This is a genomic window from Dyella sp. SG609, assembly GCF_012275375.1.
Lineage (GTDB): Bacteria > Pseudomonadota > Gammaproteobacteria > Xanthomonadales > Rhodanobacteraceae > Dyella_D > Dyella_D marensis.
The window spans coordinates 308,890-327,480 of the sequence record NZ_JAAZQJ010000004.1; the positions used below are offsets into that span (position 1 = coordinate 308,890).

The following is an 18,591-nucleotide window of genomic DNA, read 5'->3' on the forward strand; positions in this document are numbered from 1 at the left end:
TCGTCCGCGCGCCGAGGCGCGCTGGCGCATAGCAGTTTCCGCGCGCCGGCCTGTGCTGCCGGTGGCGCTCTCCGGCCGGTGACCGGCCTGACTCTGAAGTGGATGTCGCCATGTCTGAAAGTTCTCCCCGCAAGGCCGTCGTGCTCGTCTCCGGCGGCATGGATTCCGCCGTCACCATCGCCATCGCACGCGAACAGGGTTACCAGGTGCACGCGCTGAGCGTGGCTTACGGCCAGCGCCACAGTTCGGAACTGGAAGCCTCGGCGCGCGTGTCGCGCCTGCTCGGCGCGGTGGAACACAAGACGGTGCAGGTCGACCTGCGCTCGATCGGCGGCTCGGCGCTCACCGCCGACATCGACGTGCCGCTCGACGCCGACCTGCACGGCGAAGCCGGCGGCATCCCGGTTACCTACGTGCCGGCGCGCAACACCATCATGCTGTCGATCGCGCTGGGCTGGGCCGAGGTGCTCGGTTCCAGCGACATCTGGTGCGGCGTCAATGCGGTCGATTATTCCGGCTATCCGGATTGCCGGCCGGCCTTTATCGAGGCCTTCGAGCAGCTTGCCAACGTGGCCACCAAGGCTGGCGTCGAAGGCGCCGGCATCCGCGTGCACGCGCCGCTGATGCGCATGAGCAAGGCGGACATCGCGCGCGAAGGCGCGCGCCTGGGCGTGGATTTCGCGGAAACCGTGAGCTGCTACAACGCCGATGCGCAGGGCCGCGCCTGCGGCCATTGCGATGCCTGCCGCCTGCGCGCGCAGGGCTTCCGCGAAGCCGGCCTGCCCGATCCCACGCGCTACGCCTGAGGCGGTTTGCTTGTGCCCCAGGCGCGCTGACCTTAAAATCGCGCGCTTGGCTTTTTGAGCGCATGGGCCGTTAGCTCAGCCGGTAGAGCAGCGGACTTTTAATCCGTTGGTCGACAGTTCGAATCTGTCACGGCCCACCAATCGAAGGATCCGCGGCGACGCGGATCCTTATTTTTTGCCCAATCCACAATCCGGTTCAGCCGCGGTTGCGCGCGGCAGCCAGGGCAATTCAGCTTGCCGGCGCTAGCATCGCTCCCGGCTGCCACGCAGCCGCATGCCATCAACGCCCCTCGAGGGTACGGAGCCGCCATGAAACGCCTGCTGGGTCTGACCACCGCCATCGCACTGCTCGTCACCAGCGCCGCCGCCTGGGCCGCGCCGCAGGACCACGATTGGGATCACGACCACGATCATGGCCGCGGCCACAATCCGAAGGACGAAGGCCGCCACGACAACGGCCAGCACCGCGGCTGGGAGAAGCACGCCTACCGCCGCGGCGAGCGCCTGCCGGACCGCTACTACGAGCGCACCTACTACGTGACCGACTACGAGCATTACCACCTGCGCCGTCCGGAACCGGGCTATCGCTACGTGCGCGACGACGACGGCCAGATCTTCCTCACCGCCGTCGCCACCGGCCTGATCGTGGACATCGTGGTCAACGCGCACTGATCGCCCGCGCATTGCTGCATAAGAAAAAAGCCCGCTCGAACGAGCGGGCTTTTTTCATGCGCCGTGCCAGGCCTTATTCCTTCTTCACCATCTGCTCCAGGATCACCAGCAAGGCCTTGCGCTGATCCCGCGTAAGCCGGCCGATCAGCCCGAACAGGCGCGCCTGCTCGCGATGGTCCACCCGGTACGGCGCCGCGGCGTCCTGCACCTTCATGAAGCCCTTCGGCTCGCCGCGCCCGGTGGCCAGCCATTCGAAACTGACGCCGAAGCGTCCGGCGATTTCGGTCATGCGCTTGGTTTCGGGGCGGGCCATGTCGCTGAGCCATTTGCGTGCCGTCTCGCGCGATACGCCGAACATGTCGGCCAGGCGGGTCGTGCGGCCACGGCCCTTGCTCATGCCGATCAGGTCCATGGCCAGATGCAGACGCTGGGAAAACCCGTTCATTGCCAAAAGAGGCTCCTTCTCGCGGTGCCGCGGACGGCCTGGGCGGCACGTTGCGCGGGGGTCGGAAACAACGGTGGTCGAGCACGTAAGACGAGCGCCATTGTTGATGATCTGACCCGCCGAGTAGGCAATTTCTAATTGTTTAGATTGTCAACTTGTGATGGTATTTCCTTGTATTTATTAGATTTATTCGCTAGTAGCAAAGTGCGAGGAAAGCAAGATGGAGAAGGCAATTTTCGGAGTACGGAGCAATCCTGAGGCGGATACCTCGCGGATTTATCCCAACACCCAGCTCGACCGCCTGCTCAACGACCTGCAGGGCAACAGCCCGCTGGCGCTGGAGGACGAAGGGCTGGCGCGCTTCCTGCCCGAGCGCCTGCAGGCGATCCGCGCCAACGCGCTGGCGCAGGCATCCGCAGCCTGGACCGCGGCGGTCGCACTGCGCCAGTTCGTACGGGAATGGGCCGGCGCCGGCTGGCTGGGCACGCCGTCCGGCGGCCAGCTGCGCGCCCACCTCACCCAGCTGCGCCAGGACGCGCAGCGCTGGCGCCAGCTGGCGGACTACGCGGGGCGCTACCTCGCGCACCCGCAGCTGGCCAGCCTGCATGGCCGCCAATGGTTCGAACAGAGCAGGGCCGGCGGCGAATTCCCGGGGCGCATCTCGGTGGCGAGCAGCCGCAGCAGCGCCGGTGCGGGCTGAGCGCTCAGCGCACCGCCTCGTGGTAGGCCTCCAGCAGCGCCGGATCCTCGAACGACCCATGGTGATGGAACTGCCGCCACTGTCCGTCCACGCGCCGGTACAGGCGCGTGGTGCGGATGGCCAGTTCCAGCTTGGTATTGCTACGCTCCAGCACGCCGCGTTCGCGCCCCACCGCGAGGAAGGCGTCGCCGAATTCATGCAAGCCGAATTCATGCAAGGTGTAGTCGTGGAACACCACGCGCACGTGCGCCTCGCCCAGGAAGATGCGCTCGTACACCGCGCGTATGCGCGACCATCCGCGCTCGATGCCGCCCAGCGGATTGCTCATCGACGCCGCCTCGTCGTGCGACCAGTTGCGCGCCATCGCCTCCAGGTCGCGCTGGTTGAAGGCGCGGTAGAAGCCGCTCAGCGCGGCCAGCGGATGTTCCGGCGCGAAGTGCGTGTCGAGGCCGTCGATGGCGTCGGGATGCGGGGCGGGCATGGGGATACCTCGGGTCCATGGGGAGCCGCGAGTATGCGGCGGCGCCCGGCAAGGGAGAATCAAGTTTTCTGGTAGGCAGTTTCCGATTTTCCGGGACGTTGGGCTTTTTCCTGATGGTTCGGATGCAGGCGGCGACAGGCTACGGTACGGCCTTTGCCGCACACGCTCTTTGCTCCAGGGCGAAAATGTGGCAAATCTAGGACGATTCAGGACAGTGATCGGCGAGCGGCCGCCGTCTCATTCCAATGCCGCCGATAAAACCGAACTACTACTCCATGGGGAGAACTCCAGCATGAAAGGAAAGCACTCGTGAGCGCGCTGCCGGCTGTCGCCGACGTGCGCAAGGAATTGACCGTACGCGGCGTGATCCTCGGCGTACTGCTCACCCTGGTGTTCACCGCCGCCAACGTCTTCTTCGGCCTCAAGGCCGGCCTCACCTTCGCCACCTCGATTCCGGCGGCGGTGATCTCGATGGCGATCCTGCGCGCGATGCGCGGATCCACCATCCAGGAAAACAACGTGGTGCAGACCATCGCCTCGGCGGCCGGCACCTTGTCCTCGATCATCTTCGTGCTGCCCGGCATGATCATGATCGGCTGGTGGACCGGCTTCCCGTTCTGGACCTCGTTCGCGGTATGCGCGCTCGGCGGCATCCTGGGCGTGATGTATTCGATCCCGCTGCGCCGCGCCCTGGTCACCAATTCCGACCTGCCGTATCCGGAAGGCATCGCCTGCGCCGAAGTGCTGAAGGTCGGCAGCGGCGAGCACGAGGCCGGCGGCAGCGTGGAAGAGGGCAGGGCCGGCCTGCTGGCGGTGCTGTGGGGTTCGGTGGTCTCGGCGGTGTTCGCCGTGGTGGTGGCCACCCAGGTGTTCGCCTCGGACGTGATCAGCTACTTCCGCGTCGGCGACAAGGGCTCGGTCAGCGGCTTCGACTTCAATCTTTCCTTCGCGCTGTTCGCGATCGGCCACCTGGTCGGCCTGTCGGTCGGTATCGCCATGCTGGTCGGCGCGCTGATCGGCTGGGGCTGGGGCGTGCCGTTCTATTCGCCGTTCGAGCACGTCGCCGGCGGCGTGGCCGAGCTGGCCCAGGCCACCTGGAGCCACAAGGTGCGCTACGTCGGCGCCGGTGCCATCGGCGTGTCCGCCATCTGGACCCTGGCCAAGCTGGTCAAGCCGGTGATCAGCGGCCTCACCTCGGCCATGGCCGCCTCGCGCGTGCGCAAGGCCGGCAACGCCGCTTCGCTGCCGCGCACCGAGCAGGACATCCCGATCGGCATCGTCGGCCTGATCACCCTGGCCTGCTTCGTGCCGATCGCCTGGCTGCTCGGCTACTTCGCCAACAGCAGCGGCCTGGGCGACCACCTCGCCGTGCTGGCGGTGGGCGGCGTGGCCTACGTGGTGCTGATGGGCTTCTTCGTGTCCACCGTATGCGGCTACATGGCCGGCCTGATCGGTTCGTCCAACAGCCCGCTGTCGGGCGTGGGCATCCTGGTGGTGATCGGCGCCGCGCTGCTGCTGGTGGCGGGCGTGAAGCCGTACGTGCCGGCCGAGGCCGGCAAGGCGCTGGTGGCGTTCGCGCTGTTCACCACCGCGGTGATCTTCACCGTGGCCGCCATCGCCAACAACAACCTGCAGGACCTCAAGACCGGCCAGCTGGTCGACGCCACGCCGTGGCGCCAGCAGGTGGCGCTGGTGATCGGCGTGATCGCCGGCGCCGCGGTGATCCCGCCGGTGCTGGACCTGCTCAACAAGGCCTACGGTTTCGCCGGCGTGCCCGGCGCCGGCCCCGCCGCGCTGCCCGCGCCGCAGGCCGGCCTGATCTCGGCGCTGGCGCAGGGCGTGATCACCAACAACATCGACTGGGGCCTGATCACCACCGGCATCGGCATCGGCGTGGCGGTGATCGTGGTCGACGCCATCCTGGCGCGCACCACCAGGATGCGCATCCCGCCGCTGGCGGTGGGCCTGGGCATCTATCTGCCCACGGCCAGCACCTTGATGGTGGTGGTCGGCTCGGTGGTGGGCTGGCTGTTCGACCGCCGCGCCGACCGCGGTCCGAAGCCCGAGGCCACCAAGCAGCTGGGCGTGCTGCTCGCCTCCGGCCTGATCGTGGGCGAGAGCATCATCGGCGTGGTGATTGCCGCGATCGTGGCGTTCTCCGGCAAGGGCGCGCCGCTGGCCCTGGTATCGCCCTCGTTCGCCAATACGGCGGAGGTCCTCGGCGGCCTGGCCTTCATCGCGATCGTGGTGGTGCTGTACCGCTGGGTGGCCCGCCTGGCGCGCGGCAGCGCGAACGCGTAATTCCTTGCCCATACCGCCGGTGAACCGGCGGCCGGGAAGACGACGGCCGGCTTGTCCGGCCGTTGTCATTTTCCGCTGCGTTGTTCGTCTTACACTGGCGCGACCGTTCCGCGGCCGCGCACCCGCATGTGCTCCATGCCCGCGCAGCGCGGCGGCCAGGGGGACAGCCGGGAAACGACGGACCGCAGACAGGTTCGACACGCTATGCTTGCCGACCGTGGTGGACGAGGCTTCGTGCTCGCGGCCGCCAGGCGCATGGCGCGCGGACCGGTGGCAGTAACGCCCGGCGTGCAGGCGCATGCCTTGAATCATTCGTGGAGGCCTTGGGTCGAGTGGTGGAGCAGAGAGGGGCGGACGCTCCAGAGCCGGCAGAAGCCCTGACGCGCCCTCGCGGGGCGTGGCTGCGCCGGCTCGCCGGTCCGCTGCTTTCGGTCGGCATGCTCTGCCTGGCGCTGTGGGCGCTGCGCTCGCTGGCCAGCCAGGTCAGCTACCGCGAAGTCGCACGCTACGTGCACGGCCTGGAAAACCACCGCATCGTGCTGGCCATGCTGCTCACCGCGGCCAGCTACGGCGTGATGACCTTGTACGACTGGTTCGGCCTGGCCTCGATCGGCCGCAAGCTGCCGCGCGCCCAGGTCACGCTGATCTCCTTCATCAGCTACGCCTTCAGCAACGCGCTGGGCATGGCCCTGTTGATCTCTGGGTCGATCCGCTACCGCTTCTATATCCAGGCCGGCCTGTCCACCGCCGAGGTGGCCAAGGTGGTGCTGTATTGCACGGCCAGTTTCTGGCTCGGCCTGTTCGCGCTCACCGGCGTGACCCTGCTGCTGGTGCCGGTGCCGCCGACGGTGCCGATGGCCAGCCTGCGCATTCCGGTGGCGATCGTGCTCACCCTCATTCCCGTGCTGTGGCTGGCCGGCAGCCAGGTGCTGCGCCAGCCGCTGCGCCTGTGGCGATGGCGCGTGAGCTGGCCGTCCACGCCCACGGCGGCGCGGCAGATTCTTACCGGCGCGGTGGATTGGGGCCTGGCCGCGTGGGTGCTGTACCTGCTGATGCCGAATGCGGTGGACACCGGCTTCGGCCACTTCATGGCGATCTTCGTGCTGGCGCAGATCGCCGGCCTGGTCAGCCACGTGCCCGGCGGCCTGGGCGTGTTCGAGGCGGTGATGCTGGCCGGCTTCGGCGCCACCGGCAACGAAGGCCTGGAGGCGCCGATCCTCGGCGCGCTGGCCGCGTACCGCCTGATCTACTACTTCCTGCCGCTGTGCGCCGCCACCGTAGTGGTGCTGGCGCGCGAGGCGCGCGGGGTGGCCGGCAAGGTGCCGCTGGCGCCGTGGTTCACCGGCCTGCTGCCGCCGTTCTTCGCCGGCCTCACCCTGGTCTCCGGCGCGGTGCTGCTGTTCTCCGGTGCGACGTCCGCATTGCCGGGACGCATGGAGATTCTGCGCCACGTGCTGCCGCTGCCGGTGCTGGAGTTCTCGCACTTCCTGGCCAGCATGGTCGGCATGCTGCTGCTGATCCTGGCGCGCGGCCTGCAGCGCCGGCTGGATGCGGCCTATGTGCTGACCCTGGTGCTGCTGCTGCTCGGCGCGGTGCTGTCGCTGCTCAAGGGCATCGACTACGAGGAAGCCACGCTGCTCTCGCTGCTGGCCTTGGGCCTGGCGCCGGCGCACCGGCTGTTCTATCGCCGCGCCTCGCTGTTCAGCGCCACCTTCTCGGTGGGCTGGATCATCGCCATCCTCGCCGTGCTCGGCTGCGCGGGCTGGCTGGTGTCCTTCAGCTACAAGCACGTCGAGTACAGCACCAACCTGTGGTGGGAATTCAGTTTCTATCACGGCGGTGCGCCGCGCGCGCTGCGTGCGCTGGTGGGCGCGGCGGCGGTGGGCATGCTGTTCGCGCTGGCCAATCTGATCCGCCCCGCGCGGCCCGACTTGCACCTGCCCGGCGAAGAGGAACTGGCGCGCGCGCTGCCGCTGATCAAGCACTATTCCTCGGCGCAGGCGCACCTGGCGCTGATGGGCGACAAGACCCTGCTGTTCGATGCCGAGGCCAGGGCCTTCATCATGTACGACGTGGAAGGCCGCAGCTGGGTCGCCATGGGCGATCCGGTCGGCGAGGACGAAGACGCGCGCCGCGAACTGGTGTGGACCTTCCGCGAGCAATGCGAACGCGCCGGCGGCTGGCCGCTGTTCTACCAGGTGCGGCCGCAGGACCTGGACCTGTATCTGGAAGTGGGCATGAACCTGCTGAAGATCGGCGAGGAGGCGCGCGTCAAGCTGGACGGCTTCAACCTCGACGGCAAGTCCAAGAAGGTGCTGCGCAACACCATCAACAAGCTCACCCGCGAAGGCATGCGCCTGCAGATCGTGCCGGCGCACGAGGTGGGCGCGCTGATCCCGCGCTTGAAGCCGATCTCCGATGCCTGGATGCGCGACAAGGGCGTGCGCGAAAAAGGCTTCTCGCTCGGCACCTTCGACCCGGCCTACCTGGCGCGCACGCCGATGGCGCTGGTGTGGAAGGGCGAGGAGCTGGTGGCCTTCGCCAACCTGTTCCTCACCGACAGCAAGGAAGAAGCCTCGGTGGATCTGATGCGCCACCTGCCGGACGGCACGTCCGGCGTGATGGATTTCATGTTCATCGAATTGATGCAGTGGGCGCGCGCCGAAGGCTACGTCTGGTTCAACCTCGGCATGGCGCCGTTCTCCGGCCTGCAGAACCGGCGTACCGCGCCGCTGTGGAGCCGCCTGGGCGCGCTGGTGTTCGGCCGCGGCGAACGCTTCTACAACTTCCGCGGCCTGCACAAGTACAAGGACAAATTCGATCCCGAGTGGGAGCCGCGCTATCTCGCGGTCCCCGCCGGCATCGCCTTGCCGCTGGTGCTGGCCAATATCGCCAGCCTGATCTCCGGCGGCCTATCGGGTATGGTGCGCCGATGAAACGAATCACCAAGATCATCGGCGGCCTCGTGCTCGCCGCCGCGGCCGCGGGCGCGCTCGTGTGGCAGCCCTGGCACCACGCGACGATGGCCGAATCCCTGGTCGAACTGCCGGCCGCGCCGGGTGCCAAGCCGCTGGAAGGACGCGGCGACGTGGTCGCCATTTTCTATTCCGGCGACGGCGGCTGGCGCGACCTGGACAAGCAGCTCGGCGCCATCCTGGCCCAGCACGGCGTGCCGGTGATGGGCGTGAGCCTGCTCAAGTACTACTGGCGCCAGAGCAATGCCGATGCCTCGGCTGCCGACCTGGACGCGCTGATCGAACAGTCCACCGCCCGGCTGGGCAAGCAGCGCGTGTGGCTGATCGGCTTCTCCTTCGGCGCCGACGTGCTGCCGTCGGTCATCGAAAAGCTGAAGCCCGAGAACCGCGCCCGCGTCGCGCAGCTGGTGCTGCTGTCGCCGAGCAAGGACGTCAGCTACGAGATCGAGATGCAGGGCTATATGGTCGAGGGCTGGTTCAAGACGCAGACGCAGAACCTGTTCCAGCTGCTCAACCCGGTGAAGCACTACGACGCCCGCCCGCCGCTGCTCGCCCTGGACGGCCATCCGCCGGTGATGTGCTACTACGGCAAGGACGACGAGGACGACACCATCTGCGCCACCGCCGGTTTGCCGGCGTGGATCAAGGTGTATCGCAAGACGGGCGATCATCATTTCGATTACGACTATGAAGGGCTGGCGAAGCAGATGATTTCGGATCTGCCGGCGGCGCCTGCCCAATAAGTCCTCGGCGTAGGTTGGGGTGAGCGCAGCGAACCCCAACAATGCGATACGCCCGGGATGTTGGGGTTCGCTGCGCTCACCCCAACCTACGCCGGATGGGGCCGGGCATGACCTTCGGCCGATAGGCCCGCACGTCCGCAGTGCTACGTTTCGCCCGACAACCAGCCACGCGGGGGCGCACGCAATGGACCGTCGGGACTTTCTCCGTTCCTCGTTGACCGCGGGCTCGCTCGCCGCACTGGCCGCCGCGCCAGCCGCATGGGCCGCCGCTTCGCCTAAGAGTCCGCAGGATCCGGAGCACATCAACCGCAGCGTCATCCTGATGGGCGACGACCTGCCGCATTACGGGCGCGACGTGCTGGCCCGCATGGATGCCATCCTGCAGACCCGCGACAAGGCCGGCGATGCCTATCTGAAACGCGGCGCGGTCGAAGAACTGGAGCAGCGCTTCGCCCAGCTGCTGGGCAAGGAAGACGCCGCCTTCATGCCCACCGGCACCCTGGCCAACCAGGTCGCCATCCGCCTGCTGTGCGGCGACAAGAAGCGCGCCCTGGTGCAGCAGGAAAGCCACGTCTACTGCGACGAAAGCGATGCGGTGACCACGCTGAGCGCGATCAACCTGGTGCCGCTGGCGCCGGACCGCGCGGCGCCGACGCTGGACGAAGTGAACGCGGCCATCGCCGTGTCGGAGAAGGCCGCCTATCCCTTGCCGATCGGCGCGATCTCGCTGGAAAGCCCGGTGCGCCGCGCCGACGGCGCGATGGTGCCGTTCGAGGTGGTGCAGGCGATCGCCGAGCGGGCCCGCGCCAAGGGCATCGGCATGCATCTGGATGGCGCGCGCCTGCTGTTGAACAGCGGCGCCGAAGGCTTCGGCGCGGCGAAGTACGCGGCGCCGTTCGATACGGTCTACGTGTCGCTCTACAAATACCTGGGCGCGCCGTTCGGCGCCATCCTCGCCGGAACCAAGGCCAACGTGGCCAAGGCGCGCGATACGCGGCACATCTTCGGCGGCACCATCTACCACGGCTGGCAGCCCGCGCTGCTGGCGCTGGATGCGCTCCATGGCTTCGAGGAGCGCTTCGCCAGGGTGCGCGCCGCCGGCGACCGCCTGCTCGACGGCCTGGCGAAGCTGGACGGCTACACCGTGCGCCGCGTGGAGCACGGCACCAATATCCATTTCGTCGAGATCGCCGAGCCGCGGCGGCAAGGCCTGCGGGAACGCCTGGCCAAGGCCGACATCATGATCGGCGAGCCGCGCGACGGCCGCCTGATGCTAATGTTCAACGAATCCCTGTTGCGCAAACCCGTCGATGCCATCGTCAAAGCCTTCGCCTCTTGAACGCAATCCCGGCATCGACCTGCTGCGCGGCATCGCCATCCTGCTGGTGGTGCTGCATCACCTCGGCCTGCGCATACCGCTGAAGAAGACCGCGCTGGCCGAGGTGCTGCCGACGCGGCTGCTGAGCGCGCTGAATTTCAACGGCTACGAAGCGGTATTCGTGTTCTTCGTGATCTCCGGTTTCCTGATCGCGGGCAATGCGATCCGCCGCTGGGGCGCGCTGGAGCGCATCGATCTGCGCGACTTCTATGCGCGGCGTTTCGCGCGCATCGTGCCCTGCCTGCTGGCCCTGGTCGGCGTGCTGAGCGTGCTGCATCTGGTCGGCGCGCAGGACTACGCGATCAACCGCGAAGGCCAGTCGCTGCCGCGCGCGGTGCTGGCCGCGCTGGGCCTGCATCTGAACTGGTACGAAGGCCAGACCGGCTATCTGCCGGGCAACTGGGACGTGCTGTGGTCGCTGTCGATCGAGGAAGTGTTCTACCTCGGCTTCCCGCTGGCCTGCCTGCTGCTGCGCCGCGATGCGCTGATGGCGCTGCTGCTGTGCGCGCTGGCCATGGCGCTGCCGTGGCTGCTGTCGTCGCTGGACGATGCCAGCGAGATCTGGAAAGAGAAGGCCTATCTGCCCGGCATGTCCGCGATCGGCACCGGCGTGCTCGGCGCGCTGGCGGTGGCGCATTGGAAGGCGCCGCGCTGGGCCACGCTGGCGCTGGGCATCCTCGGTGCCAGCGGGCTGTTCGCGGTGTTTATCGCCATGCCGTTCTGGTGGCCGCTGCTGCAGGACGGCGTGATGCTGCTGCTTACCTTCTCCACGCTGTGCGTGCTGGTGGCCTGCCGCCAGCGCGAGTCGGCGCGGCCGCTGCCGGGCTTCGGCTGGCTGCGCCGCTGGGGGCAGCTGAGCTACGAGATCTACCTCACCCATATGTTCGTGGTGTACGGCGCGGTGCGGCTGTTCCGCGCCAGTGGCGGCGACATGTCGCGCGGGTGGCTGTGGTATGTGCCCGCGCTGCTGCTGTGCTGGCTGCTCGGCGTGGCGGTGGAGCGCTATCTGTCGACGCCGTGCGAGCGGTGGTTGCGTGCGCGGCTGCAGCGTCCCCGCCCGGCTATCGGTGCGGCCGTGGCCGCGGCGGACTGACTTACAGCTCCATCAGGTCGCGGCCCACCACCAGCCGGCCCTTGAAGTGCGGGGCCACGGCGTCGCGCCAGACCTCATCGGTGAGCGACGCATCGCCACCCGGCACGAAGTGATTCAGCACCAGCGTCTTGACGCCGGCTTCGGTGGCGACGCGTCCCACCTGCTCGGTGGTCGTATGGCTGGCCAGCAGGTGTTCGCGCAGGCGGGCGGCGTTCGGTTCGGAGGCGATCAGCTTTTCCAGCGCCGGTTGATACATCACCTCGTGCACCAGTACGTCGGCGTTGCGTGCGAGTTCGATCAGCGCGGGCGTGGGGCGCGTATCGCCGGAGAACACGATCGAGCGATCCGGGCAGTCGAAGCGATAGGCGAACGCCGGCACCACCGGCGGATGCGCCACCAGCGCGGCGGTGACCTTGACGCGCTCGTCCTGCAGCACCACGCCGCCCTTATTCAGTTCATGCGGCACGATCAGCGGCGCCAGCGGCGGGCGGCCCTCGTCCTTGATGCGGATCTGGATGTCGACGTCGTTCATGCGCAGGAAGTCGCGCGTCATCGCCGCCAGCGGCGGCGGTCCCCAGGTGTCCACGCGCGTATGCAGGCGCGCGGCCCAGGCCAGCCACAGCAGGTTGCCGTAGTCGGCGTTGTGGTCGGAATGCTGGTGGGTGAGGAAGACGTGGCGGATCGCGCCGAGGTCGAGCTTGGCCTGCACCATCTGCCGCGCCACGCCGTTGCCGCAGTCGACCACGTAGATGACGCCGTCCACCACCACGGCGCTGGCGGGCGCGGCGCGGTCGGGCTTCGGCGTGGGGCCGCCGGCGGTGCCGAGCAGGATCAGGCGGGAGCGCGTGGCGGCGCGAGCGGCGAAGGGCAGGGCGCCGACGGCGGTGGCGGCGAGGCCGAAGCCGGCGGCGCGCAGCCACTGGCGCCGGTTCGGATCGAAAGCGCGCATGCGTTTTTCCCTGCGGAAAGAAAGACCCGACTATGCCGCGCGGCCCGCGGCGGGAAAAGCGCTCAGCGGTAGCGGTTGATGCCGTCGCGCAGTTCCTGCGCGGCCTTGCGCGCGGCGTCGGCGAAATCCTCGCCCTGGCCGGCGTACAGGATGGCGCGCGAGGAGCTGATCATCAGGCCCGTGCCGTCGGCGCTGCGGCCATGCTTGACCACCGCTTCCACGTCGCCGCCCTGCGCACCGATGCCCGGCACCAGCAGCGGCACGTCGCCCACCAGCGCGCGCACTTCGGCCAGCTGCTCCGGCCAGGTGGCGCCGGTGACCAGGGCGCAGTTGCCGTGCGTATTCCACTCGCGCGCGACCATTTCGGCGACGCGCTGGTACAGCGGGCGGCCGCCGACGTCGAGATCCTGCAGGTCCGACGCGCCGGGATTGGAGGTGTGGCAGAGCAGGATCACGCCCTTGTCGGCGCGGTCCAGGAACGGCTGCGCCGAATCGCGGCCCATGTACGGGTTGATCGTCACCGCATCGGCGCCGTAGCGCTCGAACGCCTCAGTGACGTAATGCTGCGCGGTGCTGCCGATGTCGCCGCGCTTGGCGTCGAGGATCACCGGCACGCCGGGGTGTCTGGCGTGGATGTGCGCGATCAGGCGTTCCAGCGCGTCTTCCGCACGGAGAGCGGCGAAGTGCGCGATCTGCGGCTTGAAGCTGCAGGCCAGGTCGGCGGTGGCGTCGACGATGGCGGCGCAGAACTTGAAGACGGCGTCGGCGTCGCCGCGCAGATGGGCGGGGAATTTTGCCGGCTCGGGGTCGAGGCCGACGCAGACCAGGGAGCGGTGGCGATGCCATGCGGCTTGCAGGGATTGCATGAAGTGCATGTCTTTACTCCCTTGCCTCATCCTCTCACCCCTCTCCCCTCCGGGGAGAGGGCAGGGTGAGGGGCGGGTCTTGCGGTAACGGGTGTTTGGAGCGTGGTTCTTTTTGAGGGTATGGGCTTGTTGGGAAGGATAAGCAGGGTGCGGCTTGCTTGCTGCTTCTGCTTCTACGCTCCGCCCGGCCCCTCACCCCAACCCTCTCCCCGGAGGGGAGAGGGAGTCGGAGCGCTTACGCCAGCTTCTTGTACTTCACACGATGCGGCTTGGCCGCCTCGTCGCCCAGGCGGCGCTTCTTGTCCGCCTCGTACTCGTTGTAGTTGCCGGGGAAGAACTCCACGTGCGAGTCGCCCTCGAACGCCAGGATGTGCGTGGCGATGCGGTCCAGGAACCAGCGGTCATGCGAGATCACCATCGCGCAGCCGGGGAATTCCAGCAGCGCGTCTTCCAGCGCGCGCAGGGTTTCCACGTCCAGGTCGTTGGACGGCTCGTCGAGCAGCAGCACGTTGCCGCCCTGCAGCAGGGTCTTGGCCAGGTGCAGGCGGCCGCGTTCGCCGCCCGACAGGTTGCCGACGATCTTCTGCTGGTCGGTGCCCTTGAAGTTGAAGCGGCCGATATAGGCGCGCGACTGGATCTCGAAGTTGCCGATGCTGAGGATGTCCAGGCCGCCGGACACTTCCTGCCATACGTTGTTCTTGGCATCGAGCATGCCGCGCGACTGGTCGACGTAGGCCAGCTTGACGGTGTGGCCGAGCTTCACTTCGCCGGAGTCGGGCTGCTCCTTGCCGGTGATCAGCTTCATCAGCGTGGACTTGCCGGCGCCGTTCGGGCCGATCACGCCGACGATGGCGCCCGGCGGCACCTTGAACGACAGGTCGTCGATCAGCAGGCGGTCGCCGAAGGCCTTGGAGACGTTCTTGAACTCGATCACTTCCTGGCCCAGGCGCTCGCCCGGCGGGATGAAGATCTCGTTGGTTTCGTTGCGGTGCTGGTACTCGACCGAGTTCAGCTCCTCGAAGCGGTTGAGGCGCGCCTTGCCCTTGGACTGGCGGCCCTTGGCGGCCGAGCGCACCCACTCCAGCTCCTTCTCGATCGCCTTCTGGCGCGACTTCTCCTGGCTGGCTTCCTGCTTCAGGCGGGCGTCCTTCTGCTCCAGCCACTCGGTGTAGTTGCCCTTCCACGGAATGCCGCGGCCGCGGTCCAGCTCGAGAATCCACTCGGCGGCGTTGTCCAGGAAGTAGCGGTCATGGGTGACCGCCACCACGGTGCCGGGGTAGTTCTGCAGGAACTGCTCCAGCCAGTCCACCGACTCGGCGTCCAGGTGGTTGGTAGGCTCGTCCAGCAGCAGCATGTCGGGCTTGGACAGCAGCAGGCGGCACAGCGCCACGCGGCGCTTCTCGCCGCCCGACAGCGGGCCGATCTTGGCGTCCCACGGCGGCAGGCGCAGCGCGTCGGCGGCCACTTCGAGCTGGCGCTCCAGCGCATGGGCGTCGTTCACCGCCAGGATGTTCTCCAGCTCCTGCTGCTCGGCGGCGAGCTTGTCGAAGTCGGCGCCTTCCTCGGCATAGGCCGCGTAGACCTCTTCCAGGCGCTTCTGCGCGTCCATGATCACCGACACGCCCTCTTCCACCGCCTCGCGCACGGTCTTCTCGGCGTCCAGCTGCGGCTCCTGCGCCAGGTAGCCGACCTTGATGCCCGGCTGCGGGCGGGCCTCGCCCTGAAAATCGGTGTCGACGCCGGCCATGATGCGCAGCACCGTGGACTTGCCCGCGCCGTTGAGGCCCAGCAGGCCGATCTTGGCGCCGGGGAAGAACGAGAGGGAGATGTCCTTGATGATCTGGCGCTTCGGGGGAACGATCTTGCTGACCCCGTTCATGGTGTAGATGTACTGCATGGAGCCTCCGGAGGCGTGCGCCGCCGGCCCGCGAGGCGGACGGAGGCGCTAGGGCGTTGGGTGAAACCCGGGATTATAGCCGGTCGGCGCGTCGTCCCGGTGACGGCCCGCGCCGCGCCCGGCCCGCGCCATGCCTTGGCGCACCAGGGCCATGCCCGGCCCGCAGGCTGACGCGCCATCACCCGCTATGGAGCGCGCCTGCATGGATTCCCTGGTATCGGCCGCACCCCGCGGCCTGTGGCGGCTGGACGCCTGGGCGCAGGGCTGGGCCGCGACGCGCGGCGCCTGGGCGCTGGCGCTGCACGAATTGGTCTGCTTCGGCCTCAAGCAGGCCTGGGCCTGCCTGTTCGGTGCTTGCATGCTGGCCTTGCTGCTGCTGACCTGGGCGTGCTACCCGGCCGGCGCCTGGCTGGCCCGCTACGACTTCCTGGTGCTGGCCGCGTTCGCCCTGCAGTGCCTGCTGCTGGCGCTGCGGCTGGAGACGCGCGAGGAAGCGGCCGTCATCCTGCTGTTCCACCTCACCGGCACCGCCATGGAAGTGTTCAAGACCGCCATGGGCTCGTGGGAATACCCGGAGCCCTCGCTGCTGCGCATCGGCGGCGTGCCGCTGTTCACCGGCTTCATGTACGCGGCGGTCGGCAGCTATATCGCGCGGGCCTGGCGGCTGTTCGAGTTCCGCTTCGTGCGGCATCCGCCGTTCGCGGCGACGGCGTGGCTGGCGCTGGCGATCTACGTCAATTTCTTTACCCACCACTTCGTGGCGGATCTGCGCTGGCTGCTGTTCGGCGCGGTGGCGGTGCTGTTCGGGCGCACCTGGGTGCATTTCCGCGTGCGCCATGAGCACCGCCGCATGCCGCTGCTGCTGGGCTTCGTGCTGGTGGCCGCGTTCATCTGGCTGGCCGAGAACGTGGGCACCTTCGCCGCGGCCTGGCGCTATCCGGCCCAGCGGGACGGCTGGAGCGTGGTCCCGCTGAGCAAGCTCGGCTCCTGGCTGCTGCTGATGATCATCAGCTACGTGATGGTGTCGGCGGTGGCCCGCCGTAAAGCCCCTCTCCCCCTGGCGACCCGTAGGTAGTCCCCGTGGGAGAGAGGGGTTGGGGTGAGGGTGCGGGCGGAGCGCAAGAGTGAGGTGCTCCGCTCCGCCCGTACCCTCATCCGGCTGCCGCCACCTTCTCTCCCACGGGGACTACCTTCGGGTCGCCGGAGGGAGAAGGATTCCCCCGGAGGTTGGCGCCGGTATGCGGTTTCCGAGCTTTCCTACGGTGGCCCCCCAACCCCCCCGGGCGCTACAATTTCGAGCTTCCACTCCCCGCCGCCACCCGCAGAGGTCAGGATGTTTGCCAAGAACGAGACGATCGCCGGCTTCGACGATGAGCTGGCCCAGGCCATGGCCGACGAGGCGCGCCGGCAGGAGGACCACGTCGAGCTGATCGCCTCCGAGAACTACGCCAGCCCGCGCGTGCTGGAGGCCCAGGGCAGCGTGCTGACCAACAAGTACGCCGAAGGCTACCCGGGCAAGCGCTACTACGGCGGCTGCGAATACGTGGACGTGGCCGAGCGCCTCGCCATCGAGCGCCTGAAGGAGCTGTTCGGCGCCACCTACGCCAACGTGCAGCCGCATTCCGGCTCGCAGGCCAACCAGGCGGTGTACTTCGCCCTGCTCAACCCGGGCGACACCATCCTCGGCATGAGCCTGGCCCATGGCGGCCACCTTACGCACGGCGCCAAGGTCAATCTGTCCGGCAAGATCCTCAACGCCGTGCAGTACGGCGTGAACGAGCACGGCCTGGTCGACTACGACGAAGTCGAGCGCCTGGCCCTGGAGCACAAGCCCAAGATGATCGTGGCTGGCTTCAGCGCCTACTCGCAGGTGATGGACTGGGCGCGCTTCCGCGCCATCGCCGACAAGGTCGGCGCCTACCTGTTCGTGGACATGGCCCACGTCGCCGGCCTGATCGCCGCGGGCGTGTATCCCAGCCCGCTGCCGCACGCGCACGTGGTCACCTCCACCACCCACAAGACCCTGCGCGGCCCGCGCGGCGGCATCATCGTGGCGAAGGACGCGGGTGAGGAAGTCGAAAAGAAGCTGCAGTCGATCGTATTCCCCGGCATCCAGGGCGGCCCGCTGATGCACGTGATCGCCGCCAAGGCGGTGGCCTTCAAGGAGGCGCTGGACCCGTCGTTCAAGAGCTACCAGCAGCAGGTGGTGAAGAACGCCAAGGCCATGGCGCGCACCTTTATCGAGCGCGGCTACAAGATCGTGTCCGGCGGCACCGAGAACCACCTGATGCTGGTCGACCTGATCGGCCGCGACGTCACCGGCAAGGACGCGGAAGAAGCGCTGGGCAAGGCGCACATCACGGTGAACAAGAACGCCGTGCCGAACGACCCGCGCAAGCCGTTTGTCACTTCGGGCCTGCGCATCGGCACGCCGGCGGTCACCACGCGCGGCTACCAGGAGGCCGACGTGGCCGCGCTGGCCGGCTGGATCTGCGACGTGCTGGACGCGCCGAACGACGAGGCGGTGCTGGCCAAGGTGCGCGAGCAGGTCACGGCGCAATGCCGTAAGTTCCCGGTTTACGGCTGACATCCTCGCCGCCAGCGGGCGCTTTGCGACGATCCGGAAAAGGGGCCGATCGTCGTAAAAGTCCCCGCATCCCGCGCGCTTCCGGCCTCGCCGGAAGCGCGCCGGGTTGTACGGCGGCTCAACTGAACGTCTAATGGCGCCCCATGCATTGCCCTTTTTGTCAGCATGAAGACACCCGTGTGATCGATTCGCGTCTGGCCGACGACGGCACCACGGTGCGCCGGCGACGCGAATGCCCCCAGTGCGGCGAGCGCTTCAACACCTTCGAAACCGCCGAGCTGAAGCTGCCCGCCATCGTCAAGAGCGGCGAGCGCCGCGAGACCTTCGACGAACGCAAGCTGCGCGTGAGCTTCGAGCGCGCCCTGCAGAAGCGGCCGGTGGCCAGCGACGCGGTGGACGTGGCGGTGCGCACCATCGTCAACGACCTGCGCAAGAGCGGCGAGCGCGAAGTGCCTTCGCGCCAGGTGGGCGAGCTGGTGATGCGCGAGCTCAAGAAGCTCGACCAGGTGGCCTACGTGCGCTTCGCCTCGGTCTACCGCAAGTTCGAGGACGTGCAGGCCTTCCGCGAGGAAATCGAAAAGCTCGAGCGCGACCTGCCGGGGCTGGAAAGCCTGCAGCTCTCGCTGCTGGGCGAGGCGGGCGTGCGCCGCGGCAAGAAATGACGGCGCGGCGCCGGCGCGGCTTCGCATAGACTCTTT

At 68.0% G+C, this 18,591-nt stretch carries 16 protein-coding genes and 1 tRNA gene; 12 read left to right on the forward strand and 5 right to left on the reverse strand.

Translation table 11 applies throughout. From position 1 onward, the window contains the following. Positions 1-110 precede the first annotated feature (110 nt). From queC to FHW85_RS09870, 3 genes are all read left to right on the forward strand, one after another. Positions 111-806: a 7-cyano-7-deazaguanine synthase QueC gene (gene queC, locus FHW85_RS09860; protein ID WP_167252377.1), complete on the forward strand. Its 696-nt coding sequence runs from the start codon at positions 111-113 to the stop codon at positions 804-806. A 64-nt stretch (positions 807-870) separates the two neighbouring features. Continuing rightward, a tRNA-Lys gene (locus FHW85_RS09865) sits at positions 871-946 on the forward strand. A gap of 169 nt (positions 947-1,115) precedes the next feature. Further along, positions 1,116-1,478, forward strand: coding sequence for an RcnB family protein (locus FHW85_RS09870; protein WP_167252376.1), 363 nt, complete (start codon positions 1,116-1,118; stop codon positions 1,476-1,478). A gap of 73 nt (positions 1,479-1,551) precedes the next feature. On the opposite strand, the gene FHW85_RS09875 is transcribed toward FHW85_RS09870, so the two are convergent. Continuing rightward, positions 1,552-1,923, reverse strand: coding sequence for a transcriptional regulator (locus FHW85_RS09875; protein WP_167252375.1), 372 nt, complete (start codon positions 1,921-1,923; stop codon positions 1,552-1,554). A gap of 220 nt (positions 1,924-2,143) precedes the next feature. Here FHW85_RS09875 and FHW85_RS09880 point away from each other — a divergent pair, with 220 nt between their 5' ends. Further along, positions 2,144-2,623 carry a hypothetical protein gene (locus FHW85_RS09880; protein ID WP_167252374.1) on the forward strand — a complete coding sequence of 160 codons (480 nt, stop codon included), beginning with the start codon at positions 2,144-2,146 and terminating at the stop codon, positions 2,621-2,623. 4 nt (positions 2,624-2,627) lie between these two features. On the opposite strand, the gene FHW85_RS09885 is transcribed toward FHW85_RS09880, so the two are convergent. After that, on the reverse strand, positions 2,628-3,104 hold the full coding sequence (locus FHW85_RS09885) for a nuclear transport factor 2 family protein (RefSeq protein ID WP_168648121.1): 477 nt from the start codon (positions 3,102-3,104) through the stop codon (positions 2,628-2,630). A gap of 309 nt (positions 3,105-3,413) precedes the next feature. Between FHW85_RS09885 and FHW85_RS09890 the strand changes: the two genes are divergently transcribed. The 5 genes from FHW85_RS09890 to FHW85_RS09910 all read left to right on the forward strand — a co-directional run bounded on the left by FHW85_RS09890 (position 3,414) and on the right by FHW85_RS09910 (position 11,594). Then, entirely contained in the window at positions 3,414-5,405 is a 1,992-nt protein-coding gene (locus FHW85_RS09890) for an oligopeptide transporter, OPT family (protein WP_167252372.1), read from the forward strand. 401 nt (positions 5,406-5,806) lie between these two features. Beyond that, positions 5,807-8,341 (forward strand): bifunctional lysylphosphatidylglycerol flippase/synthetase MprF, encoded by a 2,535-nt coding sequence (gene mprF / locus FHW85_RS09895; RefSeq protein WP_279589654.1) that lies wholly within the window; start codon positions 5,807-5,809, stop codon positions 8,339-8,341. Then, positions 8,338-9,123, forward strand: coding sequence for an AcvB/VirJ family lysyl-phosphatidylglycerol hydrolase (locus FHW85_RS09900; RefSeq protein WP_167252370.1), 786 nt, complete (start codon positions 8,338-8,340; stop codon positions 9,121-9,123). The genes mprF and FHW85_RS09900 overlap by 4 nt, the downstream gene beginning before the upstream one ends. 184 nt (positions 9,124-9,307) lie before the next feature. Then, positions 9,308-10,462 (forward strand): low specificity L-threonine aldolase, encoded by a 1,155-nt coding sequence (locus FHW85_RS09905; protein WP_168648122.1) that lies wholly within the window; start codon positions 9,308-9,310, stop codon positions 10,460-10,462. After that, positions 10,434-11,594: an acyltransferase gene (locus FHW85_RS09910; RefSeq protein ID WP_168648123.1), complete on the forward strand. Its 1,161-nt coding sequence runs from the start codon at positions 10,434-10,436 to the stop codon at positions 11,592-11,594. Before FHW85_RS09905 ends, FHW85_RS09910 begins: the two co-directional genes overlap by 29 nt. Position 11,595: 1 nt before the next feature. On the opposite strand, the gene FHW85_RS09915 is transcribed toward FHW85_RS09910, so the two are convergent. From FHW85_RS09915 to ettA, 3 genes are all read right to left on the reverse strand, one after another. Further along, the gene (locus FHW85_RS09915; RefSeq protein WP_168648124.1) at positions 11,596-12,543 is read right to left on the reverse strand and encodes an MBL fold metallo-hydrolase; all 948 of its coding nucleotides are present in this window, start codon (positions 12,541-12,543) and stop codon (positions 11,596-11,598) included. A gap of 62 nt (positions 12,544-12,605) precedes the next feature. Further along, positions 12,606-13,418, reverse strand: a complete 813-nt coding sequence (pyrF, locus tag FHW85_RS09920) for an orotidine-5'-phosphate decarboxylase (RefSeq protein WP_167252366.1) — start codon at positions 13,416-13,418, stop codon at positions 12,606-12,608. A 226-nt stretch (positions 13,419-13,644) separates the two neighbouring features. Further along, positions 13,645-15,306 (reverse strand): energy-dependent translational throttle protein EttA, encoded by a 1,662-nt coding sequence (ettA, locus tag FHW85_RS09925; RefSeq protein WP_167252365.1) that lies wholly within the window; start codon positions 15,304-15,306, stop codon positions 13,645-13,647. 202 nt (positions 15,307-15,508) lie between these two features. Between ettA and FHW85_RS09930 the strand changes: the two genes are divergently transcribed. The 3 genes from FHW85_RS09930 to nrdR all read left to right on the forward strand — a co-directional run bounded on the left by FHW85_RS09930 (position 15,509) and on the right by nrdR (position 18,555). Further along, positions 15,509-16,381, forward strand: a complete 873-nt coding sequence (locus tag FHW85_RS09930) for a DUF817 domain-containing protein (RefSeq protein ID WP_168648125.1) — start codon at positions 15,509-15,511, stop codon at positions 16,379-16,381. A gap of 258 nt (positions 16,382-16,639) precedes the next feature. Next, positions 16,640-17,893 (forward strand): serine hydroxymethyltransferase, encoded by a 1,254-nt coding sequence (glyA, locus tag FHW85_RS09935; RefSeq protein WP_168648126.1) that lies wholly within the window; start codon positions 16,640-16,642, stop codon positions 17,891-17,893. Between the two features lie 143 nt (positions 17,894-18,036). Continuing rightward, the gene (gene nrdR, locus FHW85_RS09940; RefSeq protein WP_167252362.1) at positions 18,037-18,555 is read left to right on the forward strand and encodes a transcriptional regulator NrdR; all 519 of its coding nucleotides are present in this window, start codon (positions 18,037-18,039) and stop codon (positions 18,553-18,555) included. Positions 18,556-18,591 lie beyond the last annotated feature (36 nt).